The following is a 14,084-nucleotide window of genomic DNA, read 5'->3' on the forward strand; positions in this document are numbered from 1 at the left end:
AATGGCCTCCATTTTCAACTCTAAATTAAACTTGGACAAAAAAACTGCACCTCCAATTGTTAGACACTGTCTAACAATTGGGGTGCAGTTCAGAAGGTCGGCTGCTTGTTTGTTGTTTGTCGTTGAAGTATCGCGTTATCAATAATTCTAGTTCCATCGTGTATATTTATCTCCCTCTATTAGAGTCATTAGGAATCCATTAATCGTTCGGGCTTCTCCCCATGCCTACGAGGATGCCATATCAGAATAAAGATCTTGAGTAGATAATGGACCCATCGCTCCAAACAACCGAGCCCTTCAGAGAGCCTAAGGAAATCACTCGAAAGAAGTGGAGCCTGGAGGAGAGGGTCAAGGACTCGTTCAAATGGGAGACAGTAAAGTTCTGTTCGATGTTCACCAGTGAGGATTATGCTATAGAAGCACTGCCATGATTGCGCAAGTTTCTGTCGAGATTGTGCACAAACATGAGTTTAAAAGGCGGGTACTCAGTAATCCAGGAGGGGGCTGCCACCGCGTAAGCAGTTTCTTTTTGTCCCATGGTAGGGGTAAAGAACCATTACGATCCTCGTTGTAAAGGGGGGCCTAAACTAAACATATCTAATCGTAGTTGTCATTCCGCCTAATTTTTCAGTGAAATTGTTTGCCATGTGGTGTGGAATATGGCAATGAAAGATCCAGGTCCCTGGATTATGAGCAATAAATTCAACATCATAGGTTTCTCCTGAACCGACCAAAATCGTATTTTTAAGATATCTTTTCTGTGGGGCAAGTGAATTTCCATCTGTCGAAGTGACAACAAATTGCTGTCCATGCATATGAATCGGATGGGCGTTCATCATTAAATTTCCTATTCGTATTCGTACAAGTTCGCCGTATCGCACCTCCAAAGGTGTCGTGTGTGGGAAGCATCGACCATTCATCGTAAAGAAATTAAAATTATCCGAATAAGGGTCCAATTCATAGACCCCTTCTCTGACTTCACCCTTCTCTAAGCCTTTAACCTTAAATTCCTGGAGCATGATAAAGTAATCTCTGTGAATTTTGGTTCTGTATTCGTTCGGGTCGGCGATGATAAAAGCCCCCCCTAATCCCATCATCTCTTGTTTTACTGAATGAAAATGGGTGTGGTACATATGCGTGCCAGGAGGATTTACGATTTTAAAATGATAATCAAAATAGGATCCTGGCTGAATTTTGGGAGAGGGTTCAGCTTCCGGTACTCCGTCCATAACATTAGGAACATCTAAGCCATGCCAGTGGACACTTGTTGGTTCCGAGAGTTTATTGTGCACTCGGATCTGTACATAATCGCCTGGATAAACAATGATTGTGGGTCCTGGAGAACTGCCGTTATATCCAAAAGCGTTAATGAAGAACCCAGGTAAAAGCTCTTGTTTTACAGGCTCGGCGATAAGTTCAAAAAATTTGACTCCGTTTCTTTCGGAAAACGGTAATCTTGGTAAATCTGGCGTAATCACCATATCGAATACCTCCTTTCTCAGATATGTATTCGAAATAGGGCCTGGATTAAGACTAATCATTCAAACGGCATCAGATCGGCTGCCGTTTGCGCACTATCAGGAAAAATGGGAACGTGAGGTGCACGCGTCTTGCAAGTGTTTCGGGGTTCCCTTTGACCAGATATATAACGTTATTTGATGCTGGCATGTGAATTGTTATTACAAGCAAAGGTCAACCGGTGTCGAATGACCGGTACGTCGAACTTCGTCGAACAGCGTATCAGAGGTCGATGGATTCGGGGGCAGAGCATGCAGAAAGGTTACAGGTCGTGCGGCATCAGTTCATACCCGATCTGTCCGTTGGGCTCTACGGTCACGCTCAGGACGTCGATAATTCAGCTAATCTCGTTCTGATGCAAATGTTCCTCGAACTGATCGTCATCCGGATCGCCCGCAGGTTCTTGCTTTGCAAAACCCCATTATCAATCACAACCACGACTTTGCCAGACAACAGCCCCTCCATCCAATTGAAGCGGTATTGGAGAATCTTAAGTAAGACCAGCGCTCCGACGAAGAACGCCGTAGAACTCACCGCTTTACCTAAATTCTCGTCCGCGATCGGCTGCACGATCGTCGTTCCAATGGGAATCATGATGACCGCCGCAACGCTCATTTGGGAGATCAATTTGCGGCCAGGGTTCCGCAGCAGTGTCACCCCGACCAGAACTAGTAATAATGACTTTTAGATGGCGCATGGATGTGATAGACCAATTATAAGAATATTTTATTTGCACTTTCGAATTGAATACGATATTTAATTATAAGTTTTTCTTATGTAACATATATTTGACAGGGTGTAAACCCTGGTTTCTCCTACCATTTGGAAGGAATCGGGAGGAAAAAGGAGGAGATGTCCGGTGAGGTCCGCTCTGCCAATTTGAGCCTATAATACGCTGAATTATCAGTAAATTCTGGAAATGACCCGCCGCCCAAATGATGATAGCCTTTTAAGTGTTCAAAAAACAAGCGAAAGGTTGTGGGAATGGGTGAAGGTGAAATGGATGCCTCTCCTCGTAATACCGATGCTGTTGCTCGGCGCATGCGGAGAGCAGACCGCCGAGACCGCATTAAATGTGACAGGCGGCAAGAGCGCATCGGCTCAAATGAACGACACGCTAGCACAATTGAAGAGCGATGGCTATGCAACGGTCGGATTCGCGAACGAAAATCCGTATGCTTACAAAACGGCGGAAGGCGAATTGACCGGCGAAGCCGTAGAAATCGCCAGAGTCGTGCTGAAGCGGATCGGCGTCGAAGACATTCGCGGCGAGCTGACGGAATTCTCCTCGCTGATTGCGGGACTGCAGGCCAGCCGCTTTGATCTCATCACGGCGGGCATGTTCATCAACCCGGACCGCTGCAAGACCGTGCTATTTGCCGACCCGGAGTACAGTATCGGCGAAGGATTGGCGGTTAAAGAGGGCAATCCGCTCAAGCTGACGAGTTACAAAGCCATCGCGGATCAACCGGATGTGAAGGTCGCCGTCATGGCTGGAGCGGTCGAGATCGGCTACCTGAAGGCATCCGGCGTAGCCGACAATCAGATGGTCATCGTGCCCGATCAGGACGCGGCGGTCAGCGCGCTGCAATCGGGACGGGCGGATGCCATGACGATGACCGGGCCGGCGCTGCAATCGCGCCTCGACGGCGCCAAGGATGGCAGCATCGAGCGGGTCATGGACTTCGAGCAGCCCGTTGTGGACGGTAAGAGCGTGCGAGGTTACGGGGCCACCGCTTTCCGGATGGAGGATGCGGCGCTCAGGGATGCCTTTAATGCAGAGCTTGCGAAGATGAAGGAGTCGGGCGAACTGCTGGAAATCCTGAAGAAATTCGGCTTCACGGAACAGGAGCTGCCAGGGGACGCGACGGCGGCGGAGCTGTGCGGCAGCTAAGATGAGCATACCGTGGACGGAATGGATACCGATGTTCGCGCGTGGTGCCGGCGTGACGCTGAAGGTCGCTCTCTTATCGGCGGGCGTGGCCTTGCTCATGTCGCTCCTGGCGGGACTTGGTAGCGGGTCAAGGTTTGCATTCGTTCGTGCGATTTGTCGCTTATATATCCAATTATTTCGGGCGGTTTCCTTGCTTGTGTTGTTGTTCTGGATGTATTTCGCTCTTCCGTTCGCCGGCATCGAGCTTTCCAAGCTGCTTTCGGCCGTTCTGGCGATCGGCCTGAATATCGGCGCATACGGAGCGGAGATCGTGCGCGGCTCTGTCGCCGCCGTTCCGAAGGGGCAATATGAGGCTTCAATCGTGTTGAATTTATCGCAATCCCAGCGGCTATGGCGCGTTGTGTTTCCTCAAGCGTTCGTCCGCATGCTCCCCCCGATGGGGAACTTGATGATTGAGTTATTGAAAGCCACCTCGTTGATTTATTTCATCACGCTAGCCGATCTAACTTATGAGGCGATGATCCTTCGTAATAATTACTACATATGGACGCCGTATATTTTCGGAATGCTGCTTGGTATCTACTTCCTGCTCGCCGCTTGCATCACGATGGCCATCCGCATCCTGGAGCGCAAGTTTACGGCATGGAGGTGATGGAGGATGTGGGATTGGAGTTACGCGGCCGAGATACTGCCAGGCTTGCTAAAAGCTTTTCGCAACACGATCGGAGCGGCACTTGCCGGTTTCGGGCTAGCCGTCGTCATCGGATTAGTGCTGGCCATGTTCGCCCGCTCGCGTTGGGGTCCGGTGAGATGGGTCATCCGTTCGATCGTGGAATTCATCCGCAGCACGCCGCTGCTCGTGCAATTGTTCTTCTTGTATTATAGTCTGCCGATGCTGACGCCGTTATCGTTCTCGGCTTTCGCGACCGGCGTGCTGGGGCTTGGGCTGCATTACGGGACGTATCTATCCGAGGTGTACCGGTCCGGCATTGAAGCGGTTCCGCGCGGGCAGTGGGAAGCGGCCAAGGCGCTTAACTTATCTCGCGTCAAGACCTGGTTCAGCGTCATTCTGCCGCAGGCCATCCCGCCGGTCATCCCGATGATGGGCAATTACTTGATCGTCATCGTGAAGGAAACACCGACGCTGTCAGCGATTACACTCGTCGAGGTTCTGCTAAGCGCCAAGAATACGGCTTCGATTACGTATCGGGTGTTCGAGCCTTATACGATTGCCGGCATTCTCTTCTTGCTGCTCAGCCTGGTTCTCTCGTTCGGCGTGAGCCGGATGGAAAAAATCATGAAGCGGCGATATGCCGGATAAGGAGGTGGAATCGCACGATGAATCAACAACTTGCCGAGCCGTCAGCGGCGGAGAAGCCCGAACGGCCGGTAGCGGACGCCAAGGCGCCCCCGTTGGTCCAATATGAGCAGGTTACGAAACGCTATGGCGAGCTTGAGGTCATTAAAGGAATCGATCTGACGCTCCAACCAGGCGAGAAGCTCGCGCTGATCGGACCAAGCGGCTCGGGCAAAACGACGCTCGGCCGCATGCTCGCCACGCTTGAAAAGCCTACGAGCGGCAGGATTCTCGTCGAAGGGGAGTCGCTGTGGGAGATGCGTATGCCATCCGGGAAGACGGTTCCGGCAAATGACCGGCATCTTAGACGGCTGCGCGGCAATATCGGCATGGTGTTTCAGCATTTTAATCTATTTCCCCATATGAGTGTGATCGATAACGTCACGCTCGCCCCGCGCTCGGTCCTCGGCTTATCGAAGGAGGAGGCGCACGAGCGGGCGGTGACGATGCTGGGCAAAGTGGGGCTGGACAGCAAGCTGAGCGAATTTCCGTCCCGGCTATCCGGCGGCCAGAAGCAGCGGGTCGCGATTGCCCGCGCGCTGGTGATGCAGCCGAAGGTGATGGTGTTCGACGAGGTGACCTCCGCGCTCGACCCCGAGCTGGTCGGCGAAGTGCTGGCGGTCATGAAGGAAATTGCCCGAGACAGCGACATGGCGATGATGCTCATTACGCATGAAATGGACTTCGCCCGAGATATCGCCGACCGTGTCGTCTTCGGCGCGGAGGGCCGGATCGTCGAGCAGGGCACCCCGGCCGATATTTTCGGGCAGCCCCGAAGCGAGCGGCTAAGGTCGTTTCTCAGCCGGTTCGGATAGCGCTTTCATCCAATTTGGTGTCCAAGGAAAGGAGGCCGCAATGAACATCACACTATCAACGCAAGTGACGTTTCGAAAGCCGCAAGTAGAGGACGGCGCCGCCATCTGGCGGCTCGTCCGGGAATCCGGCGGACTGGATTGGAATTCGGCTTACGCCTATTTGATGATGTGCGATATGTTTCCGTCAACCTGCGCGGTGGCCTGCGTGGACGGGAGGCTGGTCGGCTTCGCGATCGGCTACCGGAAGCCGGAGCAGCCCGATACGCTGTTTATTTGGCAGATCGGCGTAGACGTCTCCTATCGGGGGAATGCAATTGGCCGAAGACTGCTCCAAAAGCTTCTACGGCGGAAGGAAAACGCCGACATCCGTTGTCTCGAAGCGACGGTGGGACCCAATAATGCGGCATCCCGAGGTTTATTTCTACGGCTGGCCGCAGATTATGAGACCGCATGCATCGTAACCGAGCATTATGCGCCGAGCTTATTCCCGGAAGGGGAGACGCACGATGCGGAATTGTTGTACCGGGTAGGGCCTTTGACGATGAAGAAGGGGGTTATCGAATGAAACAAGCTGACTCTTTAATGCCGGTGTTGGATGTATTCGACAAGATGGAATCCGAGGTAAGAAGCTACTGCCGCAGCTTCAAGACCGTCTTTACGAAAGCAAGCAACGCATGGCTGTGGGACCGAAGCGGCAACGGTTACATCGATTTCTTCGCCGGGGCCGGCGCGTTGAATTACGGCCATAACAACCCGCGTATCCGGACGAAGCTCATCGATTATTTGCTGCAGGACGGCGTCACGCACAGCTTGGATATGGCGACGGAGGCCAAGGAATCCTTCCTGCTGCGGTTTCATGACATTATCTTGAAGCCGCGAGGACTCGAATACAAGGTGATGTTTCCGGGACCGACGGGCACCAACGCGGTCGAAAGCGCGCTCAAGATTGCCCGCAAGGTGACGGGCCGCACGAATGTCATTTGCTTTACGAACGCCTTCCACGGCATGTCTCTGGGGTCACTGGCCGCGACCGGCAATTCGTTCAAGCGCAAAGGGGCTGGCGTGGCGTTAGGAGGCACGACTTTCCTGCCGTACGACAAATATTTCGGACCGTTGATAGATACGACCGTCATGCTGGAGCGGCTGCTTCAAGATCCCGGCAGCGGCATCGATCATCCAGCCGCGATTATGCTGGAGACGCTGCAGGGCGAAGGAGGCTTGAACGAGGCCAGCGCCAAGTGGCTTCGGCAAGTCGAAGCGATCTGCCGCGAGCATGCCATACTCCTTATTGTGGATGACGTGCAGATGGGCTGTGGCCGCACCGGTACCTTTTTCAGCTTCGAGGAAGCGGGTATCCGTCCCGATATTGTCTGCTTATCCAAGTCGATCGGAGGCTATGGGCTGCCGATGGCGCTGACCCTTATAAAGCCGGAGCATGACGTATGGAATCCGGGTGAGCATAACGGCACCTTCCGCGGTAATAATCTCGGATTCGTCGCTGCGACGGAAGCGTTGGAATTCTGGCGTACGACCGAATTGGAGCGTGCCGTCACCGCCAAATCCCATACGATTACGCGATTTCTGCATCGCATGGCGGCGGCCTATCCAAAGGCGATTGCCGAGGTGCGGGGCAAAGGGCTCATCCAGGGGCTCGTCTTCCGAGATGCTTCGCAGGCTTCCGCGCTCAGCAAGGCGGCGTTCGAACGGGGCGTCATACTCGAGACATCCGGTCCTAGGGACGAGGTCGCGAAATTGATGCCGCCGCTGACGATCGAGGAGGATGTCCTCGCCAAAGGACTGGAGCGAATTGAGGCGGCGCTGCAGAGCCTGCTCGGGGTCGGCGAGCGGACGACGCCCGGCAAGGCAAGCGTGTAAGCACGGCAAGACCTTACTCGTAAAGGAGATGAATAACCGTGATTGTGAAACATCTGAACGACGTGGTGGATACGAAGGACGATATCGACACGGAAACCTGGAATGCGCGCAGATTGCTGCTGAAGAAGGACGGCATGGGCTTCTCGCTTCACGACACGTTGATCAAGGCAGGGACGGAAACGCTGATTTGGTATAAGAACCATGTGGAGGCGGTCTATTGCATCGAGGGGGAAGGAGAAATCGAAGTGGTCGGCGGGCAGACGTATCCGATTCGGTCCGGAACGCTGTACGCGCTCGACGGCCATGAGAAGCACTTGCTGCGCGCAACCAGCCAGCTGCGTATGGTGTGCGTATTCAATCCGCCGCTGACCGGCAGCGAGGTTCACGACAGCGAAGGCGTATATCCGCTGGTCAACAACTAATATTCCAATCGAAGAGGAGATGTTCACGCACATGACAGTCGAACATACGATTACCCAAGCCCCTGCCGATCGGTATCCGTCTCGAGTTGCTCAGGAACCCAGTATTTTGCGCCGATCGGACCCCATCGTTTACAGCAAATGGTCGACGGATAGCCCTTTGACGCAAGAGCAGTCCTCTTTCTATGAGCGGAACGGGTATTTGTTCCTGGAGAATTTCTTCTCGCCCGCGGAGGTAGAGGACTGGAAAGCGGAACTCAAACGTCTGCAGAAGCAGTATCGCGAAGGCGAGGCCGAACACGTCATTCGCGAGCCTGGAAGCGACGAGGTTCGCTCGATCTTTGCTGTGCACGATCACAATCCGGTATTCCGCGGCTTGTCCGCCCATCCGAAGCTTACGGCGATTATGGAATATCTACTGGGGTCGAAAACTTATATTCACCAATCGCGGATTAATTTCAAGCCGGGATTTACCGGCAAAGAATTTTACTGGCATTCTGACTTCGAGACTTGGCATGTCGAGGATGGGATGCCGGCGATGCGCGCCCTTAGCTGCTCGATTGCCCTAGAGGACAACAATCCGTACAATGGTCCGCTCATGGTGATGCCGGGCTCGCATAACAAGTTCGTCTCCTGCGTTGGACGGACGCCGGAGAACCATTTCAAGCAGTCGCTGCGCAAGCAAGAGTATGGCGTGCCGGATCAGGAAAGCTTGACTTTCCTCGCGCAGAATTACGGCATCGACATGCCGGTAGGCAAGGCAGGCTCTGTGCTGCTGTTCGACTGCAATGTCATGCACGGGTCGGCCAGCAATATTTCGCCCTATCCGCGAAGCAACGTCTTCTTGGTCTACAACAGCGTGGAGAACCGTCTCGTTCGGCCTTATTCTGGGCAGCAACCGCGCCCCGAATATATCGCTGCGCGTGGCGCTCAATGAATTTGACGCTGATCGCGTTCTCGATCCTTGGCATTAATATCGCGTATGTCTCTATCTTCACGCTGCGCCTCATTCTTGTCATTAAAGGCAGGAGAGGCGCAGCCTCTTTATTCGCCATGGTGGAGGTATTCATTTATTTGGCGGGGCTTCAGCTAGTTCTGCAGAATCTATCCAGTCCGATCCATATGGCCGCCTATTGCATCGGGTTCGGGCTAGGGGTCTACCTTGGAAGCCGAATCGAAGAGAAGCTAGCGCTGGGCTATTCCGTCGTTCAGGTCATCGCCGACTCGGTTCATACGGCTTTGCCGGACAAGTTGAGGCAATACGGCTATGGTGTTACCACGTGGGTCGGTGAAGGGCGAAACGGTCATCGTCTCGTGATGCAGGTGCTCGTTAAGCGAAGCAACGAACGTAAGCTGCTGGAACGCATAGAAGCCGATGCGCCAAAGGCGTTCGTCATTTCGCACGAGCCGAGGCATTTTCGAGGCGGCTTTTGGGCGAAGATGCTGGAGAAGTAGTATGAGAGAGCTAAGTTGGCATGGGAAATGAAGTCCGGGACGATCGCCGATCGTCTCGGACTTCTGTGTGGTCTGAGATAATAAGGTTGTTTTGGGAAAGACTTTAGTTAACGTGACTGCGTTTGTCAGTTCGAGAACACAGGAAGGGGGTTAAGGCTGCCATGCATTTAATGACCGTCGCTTGGACGATAATGGCAGTCTGGAGATGGGGGGATAGGAAACACTGGAAAAACTACTATCCAACGATGCTGTACGTCGCGTTATGCGCGGCGTTATATCTATTTGTTTACGGCGAAGATAAGCTGTGGAATTTCAGAGGAAGCTTACTCAACGACAAGCTCAATGAATTGCCCACTTGCTGGTCATTTATCCGGGGAGCGCCTTGATTTTCTTATCCAGCTATCCGGACAAACTATGGGGGCAGCTTGCCCATAATGCGAAATGGATTCTGCTGTATGTGGCGGTGGAATGGTTTGCGCTGCGTCTTGGATATATCACTAATAATAGCAACTGGAATTTATGGTGGTCGCTTGCGGTCGATAGTTTGATGTTTCCGATGATGCGTTACCACTCGCGCAGGCCATCGCCCGCACTGGGAGTGACGGTAATCATTATAGTTGCATTTATCGCACTGTTCCCGCCTTAATACACGTTAGTCCTCCATTGCAGGCAGGGGATTCGAACATGATTCTATAACTGGAGGGGTTCAATTGGTTTTTGCCATATCGTTGCTTATCATCATTGTTTTCGTCCTATTAGGAGCCTTAGCACCGGATCAATTATCTGCAGCCGCCGACAAGGTGTTTCAATTCTCGATCGGGCAGTTCGGATGGTTTTATCTGATGGCGACTTTGGCCTTCCTCATCTTTGCCCTGTACTTGGCGTTTAGCCGCTTCGGGAGCATCAAGCTCGGCGCGGATGACGACGAGCCGGAATATTCGACCGTTTCCTGGTTCGCGATGCTCTTCAGCGCGGGAATGGGGATCGGTCTTGTCTTCTGGGGAGTAGCCGAGCCGTTGTCCCACTATATGGAGCCACCGGAGGGCGCCCAGGGAGGAACGCCGGAAGCCGCGCGCCTTGCGATGCGGTATGTGTTCTTTCATTGGGGGCTGCATCCGTGGGCCGTGTATACGGTCATCTCGTTGTCGCTGGCGTATTTCCAATTCCGCAAAGGCTACAAAGGCTTGATCAGCACAACGTTCATTCCGCTGCTTGGGGAGAAGCGGACTTCCGGACCGATCGGCAAGGTGATCGATATGCTGGCCGTCATCGCGACCGCGTTCGGCGTCGCGACCTCGCTGGGACTTGGGACGCTGCAGATCAACGGCGGATTGCACCATCTGTTCGGCCTCTCGATTTCGACGGCGTCGCAAATCGCGATTATCGTGATCGTGACCGTGCTGTTCCTGCTCTCCGCGACAACCGGTCTGGATAAAGGCATTCGGCTGCTGAGCAATACGAATCTGCTCATTGCGGTCATTCTGCTCTTGTTCGTGCTGGTGATGGGACCGACGTCCTTTATTTTCGATACGTTCACCGTATCTTTGGGCAGTTATGTACAAAATCTGATCGCCATGAGCTTGCGTCTTACGCCATTCACGCAAGGCACATGGATAGGGGCTTGGACACTATTTTATTGGGCTTGGTGGATCGCATGGGCGCCGTTCGTCGGCACGTTCATCGCGCGCGTCTCAAAAGGTCGCACGATCAAGGAATTTATCCTCGGCGTGCTGCTCGTTCCGAGCGCGTTTGGATTCCTATGGTTCTCCGTATTCGGTGGAACAGGACTGCAGCTGGAGATGTTCAATCACGTTGAGTTGGCGTTGGCTGTGCAAAACGATGTCACGACCGCCTTGTTCCTGACATTGGAGCAGCTTCCGCTCGGCACGATTATCGCAGGTGTCGCGACGCTGCTGATCATTACCTTCTTCGTCACCTCCGCCGATTCGGCCACTTTCGTCCTGGGCATGCTCTCATCGAATGGAAGCCTCAATCCGTCCAACAAAATAAAGATCATTTGGGGCGTCTTACAGTCTTGCATTGCGATGGTGCTGTTGATCAGCGGCGGCTTGAATGGGCTGCAAACCGCTTCAATCGCGGCGGCACTACCGTTCGCATTTATTATGGTCGGCATGTGCGTTTCGCTGCATAAAGCGCTGACGGAAGAAGATCGGGCGCGTCGGGCGAAGGAAATGCAGTTTCGCATGCGGGTGGAGCGCCTACTGGAAAATGAAAATACAGAACACATTAAGCCAATTATTTGATCATCCGCAACAGCCCTGTCAAGGCAATAGGCTTGCAATGCTTCACAATAAGGTCTGATGTAATCGCAACACCAACCGCCGAGCACCAGGCTTTTTTCCTGGTCTTTGCTCGGTTTTTTTGTAAATAGGAGACAAATACGTCATAGTTGAACGGAAGAGGATAACGAGAAGAAGGCACTAAACTCGCATTACTAGGTCGCTCGCCTATGCGATTTTTTGCAGCGCTTCGTTGAGCTTCTCGCGCCAAAATTTATAAAGTAATATACACATCTACTTTGACTTTTGGTACATAAGCGCTTACAATAGGCCTACGCTTAGTTTTCGGCTATAGGCCGAAAAGCGGGGGAACCAGTCAATTGGGGCGAATCATTCCGTTCGAATGTAGGGTACCATCTTACCCGAGTCCGTCAGCTAACCTCGTCAGCAGTAGATGGGTCTATCTCTTCAATTGATCGATTCAACCAGAGACCCTTTTTCAGGGTCTCTTTCTGTTTGTTTTGACCCTGCTGGCGGAGGCTTGTTAGCTTGTGACAATACGGCTCCCTCTACACTCGATTTTGGGGACAAAGGAGAGATGGTTGTGCAGAAGCAGAAGGTAAAGTACATCATGGACGTGGGCAAGATCGAGAAGTTATCTGAGAGTGAAAAGGCGGTACTAAAGCCCATTACGGACAAGTTCGTGTTCCGGGTCAACGACTATTACTTGAACTTGATCGATTGGGACGACCCGCATGACCCGATTCGGAAGCTGGTCATTCCGAACGAGGGGGAATTACAGGAGTACGGACGCTGGGATGCTTCGGACGAAGACACGAACTATGTCGTGCCGGGCTGCCAGCACAAGTATTCGACGACCGCCCTGCTGATCGTGTCCGAGGTATGCGGCGCGTATTGCCGATATTGCTTCCGCAAGCGGTTATTCCGCAATGACGTGAAAGAAGCGCTATCCGATGTGACGCCCGGGATCGAATACATTGCCTCGACGCCGGAAATCAACAACGTCCTGTTGACCGGTGGCGACAGCTTAATACTTGCAACCGCCAAGCTTCACCTCATTATCGAGCAATTAAGGGCAATCGACCATGTCAAGATCATCCGGCTCGGCTCTAAAATCCCCGTATTTAATCCGATGCGCATCTACGAGGATGCAGAGCTGCTGGATGTCATTCGCACACACTCAACGGAAGAGAAGCGCATTTATGTCATGGCCCATATTAATCATCCTCGTGAAATAACGGCCGAAGCGAAACGCGCTTTTCGCGCGCTGCACGACGCCGGCGCGATCGTGGTTAACCAAACACCCGTACTCAAAGGCATCAATGACGATCCGCTCGTGCTGGCGGAGCTGCTTGACCGGCTGTCTTGGGCGGGCGTGACGCCGTACTATTTCTTCGTTAACCGTCCCGTAGCGGGCAATCGGGAGTTCGTCCTGCCACTGGAACGCGTCTACCGCATCGTAGAGGAGGCCAAAGCAAGAACGTCGGGATTGGGCAAACGAGTCCGTCTTTCCATGAGCCACACGTCCGGGAAGATCGAAATTCTGGCCATTGAGAATAGCAAAGCGTACCTCAAGTATCATCAGTCGCGGGATAACGAATACGGTAAATTTATGGTGTTAGACTGTCCCGACGAGGCCGAATGGTTCGATGATTTGCCAGGACATGAACGGCACTGGCGCGTGCCTGCGAAGAAAAACGATGCGATCGTGTCGGTTAATCAGTTGGCTGTTCCATATAAATAAACGCTAAGAAGCGATTAATAAAGGGGAACGTATCTGTTGTGAGGCGAACACTTGAACAATACCGTGAAATAGTTGTGGCCGTGAGAGACTCCGCTTTCTCTCCACAAGAGAAGGTTCGTCACTATCAAGAGCTGTTGGCCCATATGCGGGCACAGTATGGCGCATCGCTGCAAGAGAACGATGAGGCGCACAGCGTTTACTTGATGATTCGTTCTATGTTCCGTTCATATTAAGGCGGTTACCCGCATGGGCGAATTAGCAAGCGCATAGTCCGACGCGGCAAAGGGGGAGCGAACTTGAAACGAACGGCTCACCAGGCAGTATCACCCTCTTACGAACAGCCGTTCCGCTTTGAAGCACTATCCGAAAACGAGAAGAAACAAATTCTATGGGTAGCGACCCGCAAATTTAACGTATACCAAAAATGCGATGAACAGCTATCATTTGTTTTTCTTGCGTGCGTGACCATGCTCGTCGCCGCCAGATACGGCAAACTATTCGCCATTTCAGGCGGGGCGGGGCTGACTATATTTTCGACTCTCTCGGTGATCGGCATATGGATCGTCATCAAGAAGCGGCTTTGGCAGCGGAGGAAGATATGGCTGGAACGTCAGCTCGAGGCCGATAAGGAACGATGAACCGAGCGAGCCCTCATCGCAGACCATTTACAAATTTAGGATGTACGTTTATAATGAGTTCACATTTGTATAACGATTGCTTGACCGGAGGAGCCTGCCATCAGCGGG

At 52.8% G+C, this 14,084-nt stretch carries 15 protein-coding genes and 1 riboswitch; of the genes, 13 read left to right on the forward strand and 2 right to left on the reverse strand.

Features of this window, described 5'->3' with window-relative positions; translation table 11 throughout:
• Positions 1 to 587 precede the first annotated feature (587 nt).
• Both FHS18_RS27015 and FHS18_RS27020 read right to left on the reverse strand, forming a co-directional pair.
• Positions 588 to 1,481, reverse strand: coding sequence for a multicopper oxidase family protein (locus tag FHS18_RS27015; protein WP_183603509.1), 894 nt, complete (start codon positions 1,479 to 1,481; stop codon positions 588 to 590).
• 358 nt (positions 1,482 to 1,839) lie between these two features.
• Positions 1,840 to 2,112 (reverse strand): DUF421 domain-containing protein, encoded by a 273-nt coding sequence (locus FHS18_RS27020; RefSeq protein WP_183603510.1) that lies wholly within the window; start codon positions 2,110 to 2,112, stop codon positions 1,840 to 1,842.
• Between the two features lie 394 nt (positions 2,113 to 2,506).
• On the opposite strand from FHS18_RS27020, the gene ehuB reads away from it, so the two are divergent.
• The 13 genes from ehuB (at position 2,507) to FHS18_RS27085 (ending at position 13,976) form a co-directional block, all read left to right on the forward strand.
• Positions 2,507 to 3,412: an ectoine/hydroxyectoine ABC transporter substrate-binding protein EhuB gene (ehuB, locus tag FHS18_RS27025; RefSeq protein ID WP_409348576.1), complete on the forward strand. Its 906-nt coding sequence runs from the start codon at positions 2,507 to 2,509 to the stop codon at positions 3,410 to 3,412.
• Position 3,413: 1 nt separating this feature from the next.
• The gene (ehuC, locus tag FHS18_RS27030) at positions 3,414 to 4,064 is read left to right on the forward strand and encodes an ectoine/hydroxyectoine ABC transporter permease subunit EhuC (protein WP_183603511.1); all 651 of its coding nucleotides are present in this window, start codon (positions 3,414 to 3,416) and stop codon (positions 4,062 to 4,064) included.
• Positions 4,065 to 4,070: 6 nt separating this feature from the next.
• Positions 4,071 to 4,733 (forward strand): ectoine/hydroxyectoine ABC transporter permease subunit EhuD, encoded by a 663-nt coding sequence (gene ehuD / locus FHS18_RS27035; RefSeq protein ID WP_183603512.1) that lies wholly within the window; start codon positions 4,071 to 4,073, stop codon positions 4,731 to 4,733.
• Positions 4,734 to 4,750: 17 nt separating this feature from the next.
• Complete coding sequence (ehuA, locus tag FHS18_RS27040) at positions 4,751 to 5,584, forward strand: ectoine/hydroxyectoine ABC transporter ATP-binding protein EhuA (protein WP_221401481.1); 834 nt, start codon at positions 4,751 to 4,753, stop codon at positions 5,582 to 5,584.
• 40 nt (positions 5,585 to 5,624) lie between these two features.
• Positions 5,625 to 6,149, forward strand: coding sequence for a diaminobutyrate acetyltransferase (gene ectA, locus FHS18_RS27045; protein WP_183603513.1), 525 nt, complete (start codon positions 5,625 to 5,627; stop codon positions 6,147 to 6,149).
• Positions 6,146 to 7,459, forward strand: a complete 1,314-nt coding sequence (gene ectB, locus FHS18_RS27050; RefSeq protein WP_183603514.1) for a diaminobutyrate--2-oxoglutarate transaminase — start codon at positions 6,146 to 6,148, stop codon at positions 7,457 to 7,459. The genes ectA and ectB overlap by 4 nt, the downstream gene beginning before the upstream one ends.
• Positions 7,460 to 7,497: 38 nt before the next feature.
• The gene (locus tag FHS18_RS27055) at positions 7,498 to 7,881 is read left to right on the forward strand and encodes an ectoine synthase (RefSeq protein ID WP_183603515.1); all 384 of its coding nucleotides are present in this window, start codon (positions 7,498 to 7,500) and stop codon (positions 7,879 to 7,881) included.
• A gap of 31 nt (positions 7,882 to 7,912) precedes the next feature.
• Positions 7,913 to 8,815, forward strand: coding sequence for an ectoine hydroxylase (gene thpD / locus FHS18_RS27060; protein ID WP_183603516.1), 903 nt, complete (start codon positions 7,913 to 7,915; stop codon positions 8,813 to 8,815).
• Positions 8,812 to 9,333 (forward strand): DUF2179 domain-containing protein, encoded by a 522-nt coding sequence (locus tag FHS18_RS27065; RefSeq protein ID WP_183603517.1) that lies wholly within the window; start codon positions 8,812 to 8,814, stop codon positions 9,331 to 9,333. Before thpD ends, FHS18_RS27065 begins: the two co-directional genes overlap by 4 nt.
• Positions 9,334 to 9,688: 355 nt before the next feature.
• Positions 9,689 to 9,979, forward strand: coding sequence for a hypothetical protein (locus tag FHS18_RS27070; protein ID WP_183603518.1), 291 nt, complete (start codon positions 9,689 to 9,691; stop codon positions 9,977 to 9,979).
• 64 nt (positions 9,980 to 10,043) lie between these two features.
• Positions 10,044 to 11,597: a glycine betaine uptake BCCT transporter gene (locus FHS18_RS27075; RefSeq protein WP_183603519.1), complete on the forward strand. Its 1,554-nt coding sequence runs from the start codon at positions 10,044 to 10,046 to the stop codon at positions 11,595 to 11,597.
• A 301-nt stretch (positions 11,598 to 11,898) separates the two neighbouring features.
• Positions 11,899 to 12,036, forward strand: a riboswitch (cyclic di-AMP (ydaO/yuaA leader).
• 141 nt (positions 12,037 to 12,177) lie between these two features.
• Positions 12,178 to 13,338, forward strand: coding sequence for a KamA family radical SAM protein (locus FHS18_RS27080; protein WP_343060695.1), 1,161 nt, complete (start codon positions 12,178 to 12,180; stop codon positions 13,336 to 13,338).
• A gap of 296 nt (positions 13,339 to 13,634) precedes the next feature.
• A complete protein-coding gene (locus FHS18_RS27085; RefSeq protein WP_183603521.1) occupies positions 13,635 to 13,976 on the forward strand; it encodes a hypothetical protein in 342 nt (113 codons plus the stop codon).
• Positions 13,977 to 14,084: the final 108 nt, after the last annotated feature.

The sequence above is a fragment of the Paenibacillus phyllosphaerae genome, assembly GCF_014192105.1.
Taxonomy (GTDB): Bacteria; Bacillota; Bacilli; order Paenibacillales; family Paenibacillaceae; genus Paenibacillus_Z; species Paenibacillus_Z phyllosphaerae.

Bases quoted from the DNA above. Each gene is read 5' to 3' on its own strand.
- ehuC (WP_183603511.1), top strand. From the start codon at position 3,414: ATGAGCATACCGTGGACGGAATGGATACCGATGTTCGCGCGTGGTGCC.
- ehuD (WP_183603512.1), top strand. From the start codon at position 4,071: ATGTGGGATTGGAGTTACGCGGCCGAGATACTGCCAGGCTTGCTAAAA.
- ehuA (WP_221401481.1), top strand. From the start codon at position 4,751: ATGAATCAACAACTTGCCGAGCCGTCAGCGGCGGAGAAGCCCGAACGG.
- ectB (WP_183603514.1), top strand. From the start codon at position 6,146: ATGAAACAAGCTGACTCTTTAATGCCGGTGTTGGATGTATTCGACAAG.
- FHS18_RS27015 (WP_183603509.1), bottom strand. From the start codon at position 1,481: ATGGTGATTACGCCAGATTTACCAAGATTACCGTTTTCCGAAAGAAAC.
- ectA (WP_183603513.1), top strand. From the start codon at position 5,625: ATGAACATCACACTATCAACGCAAGTGACGTTTCGAAAGCCGCAAGTA.
- thpD (WP_183603516.1), top strand. From the start codon at position 7,913: ATGACAGTCGAACATACGATTACCCAAGCCCCTGCCGATCGGTATCCG.
- FHS18_RS27065 (WP_183603517.1), top strand. From the start codon at position 8,812: ATGAATTTGACGCTGATCGCGTTCTCGATCCTTGGCATTAATATCGCG.
- FHS18_RS27020 (WP_183603510.1), bottom strand. From the start codon at position 2,112: ATGATTCCCATTGGAACGACGATCGTGCAGCCGATCGCGGACGAGAAT.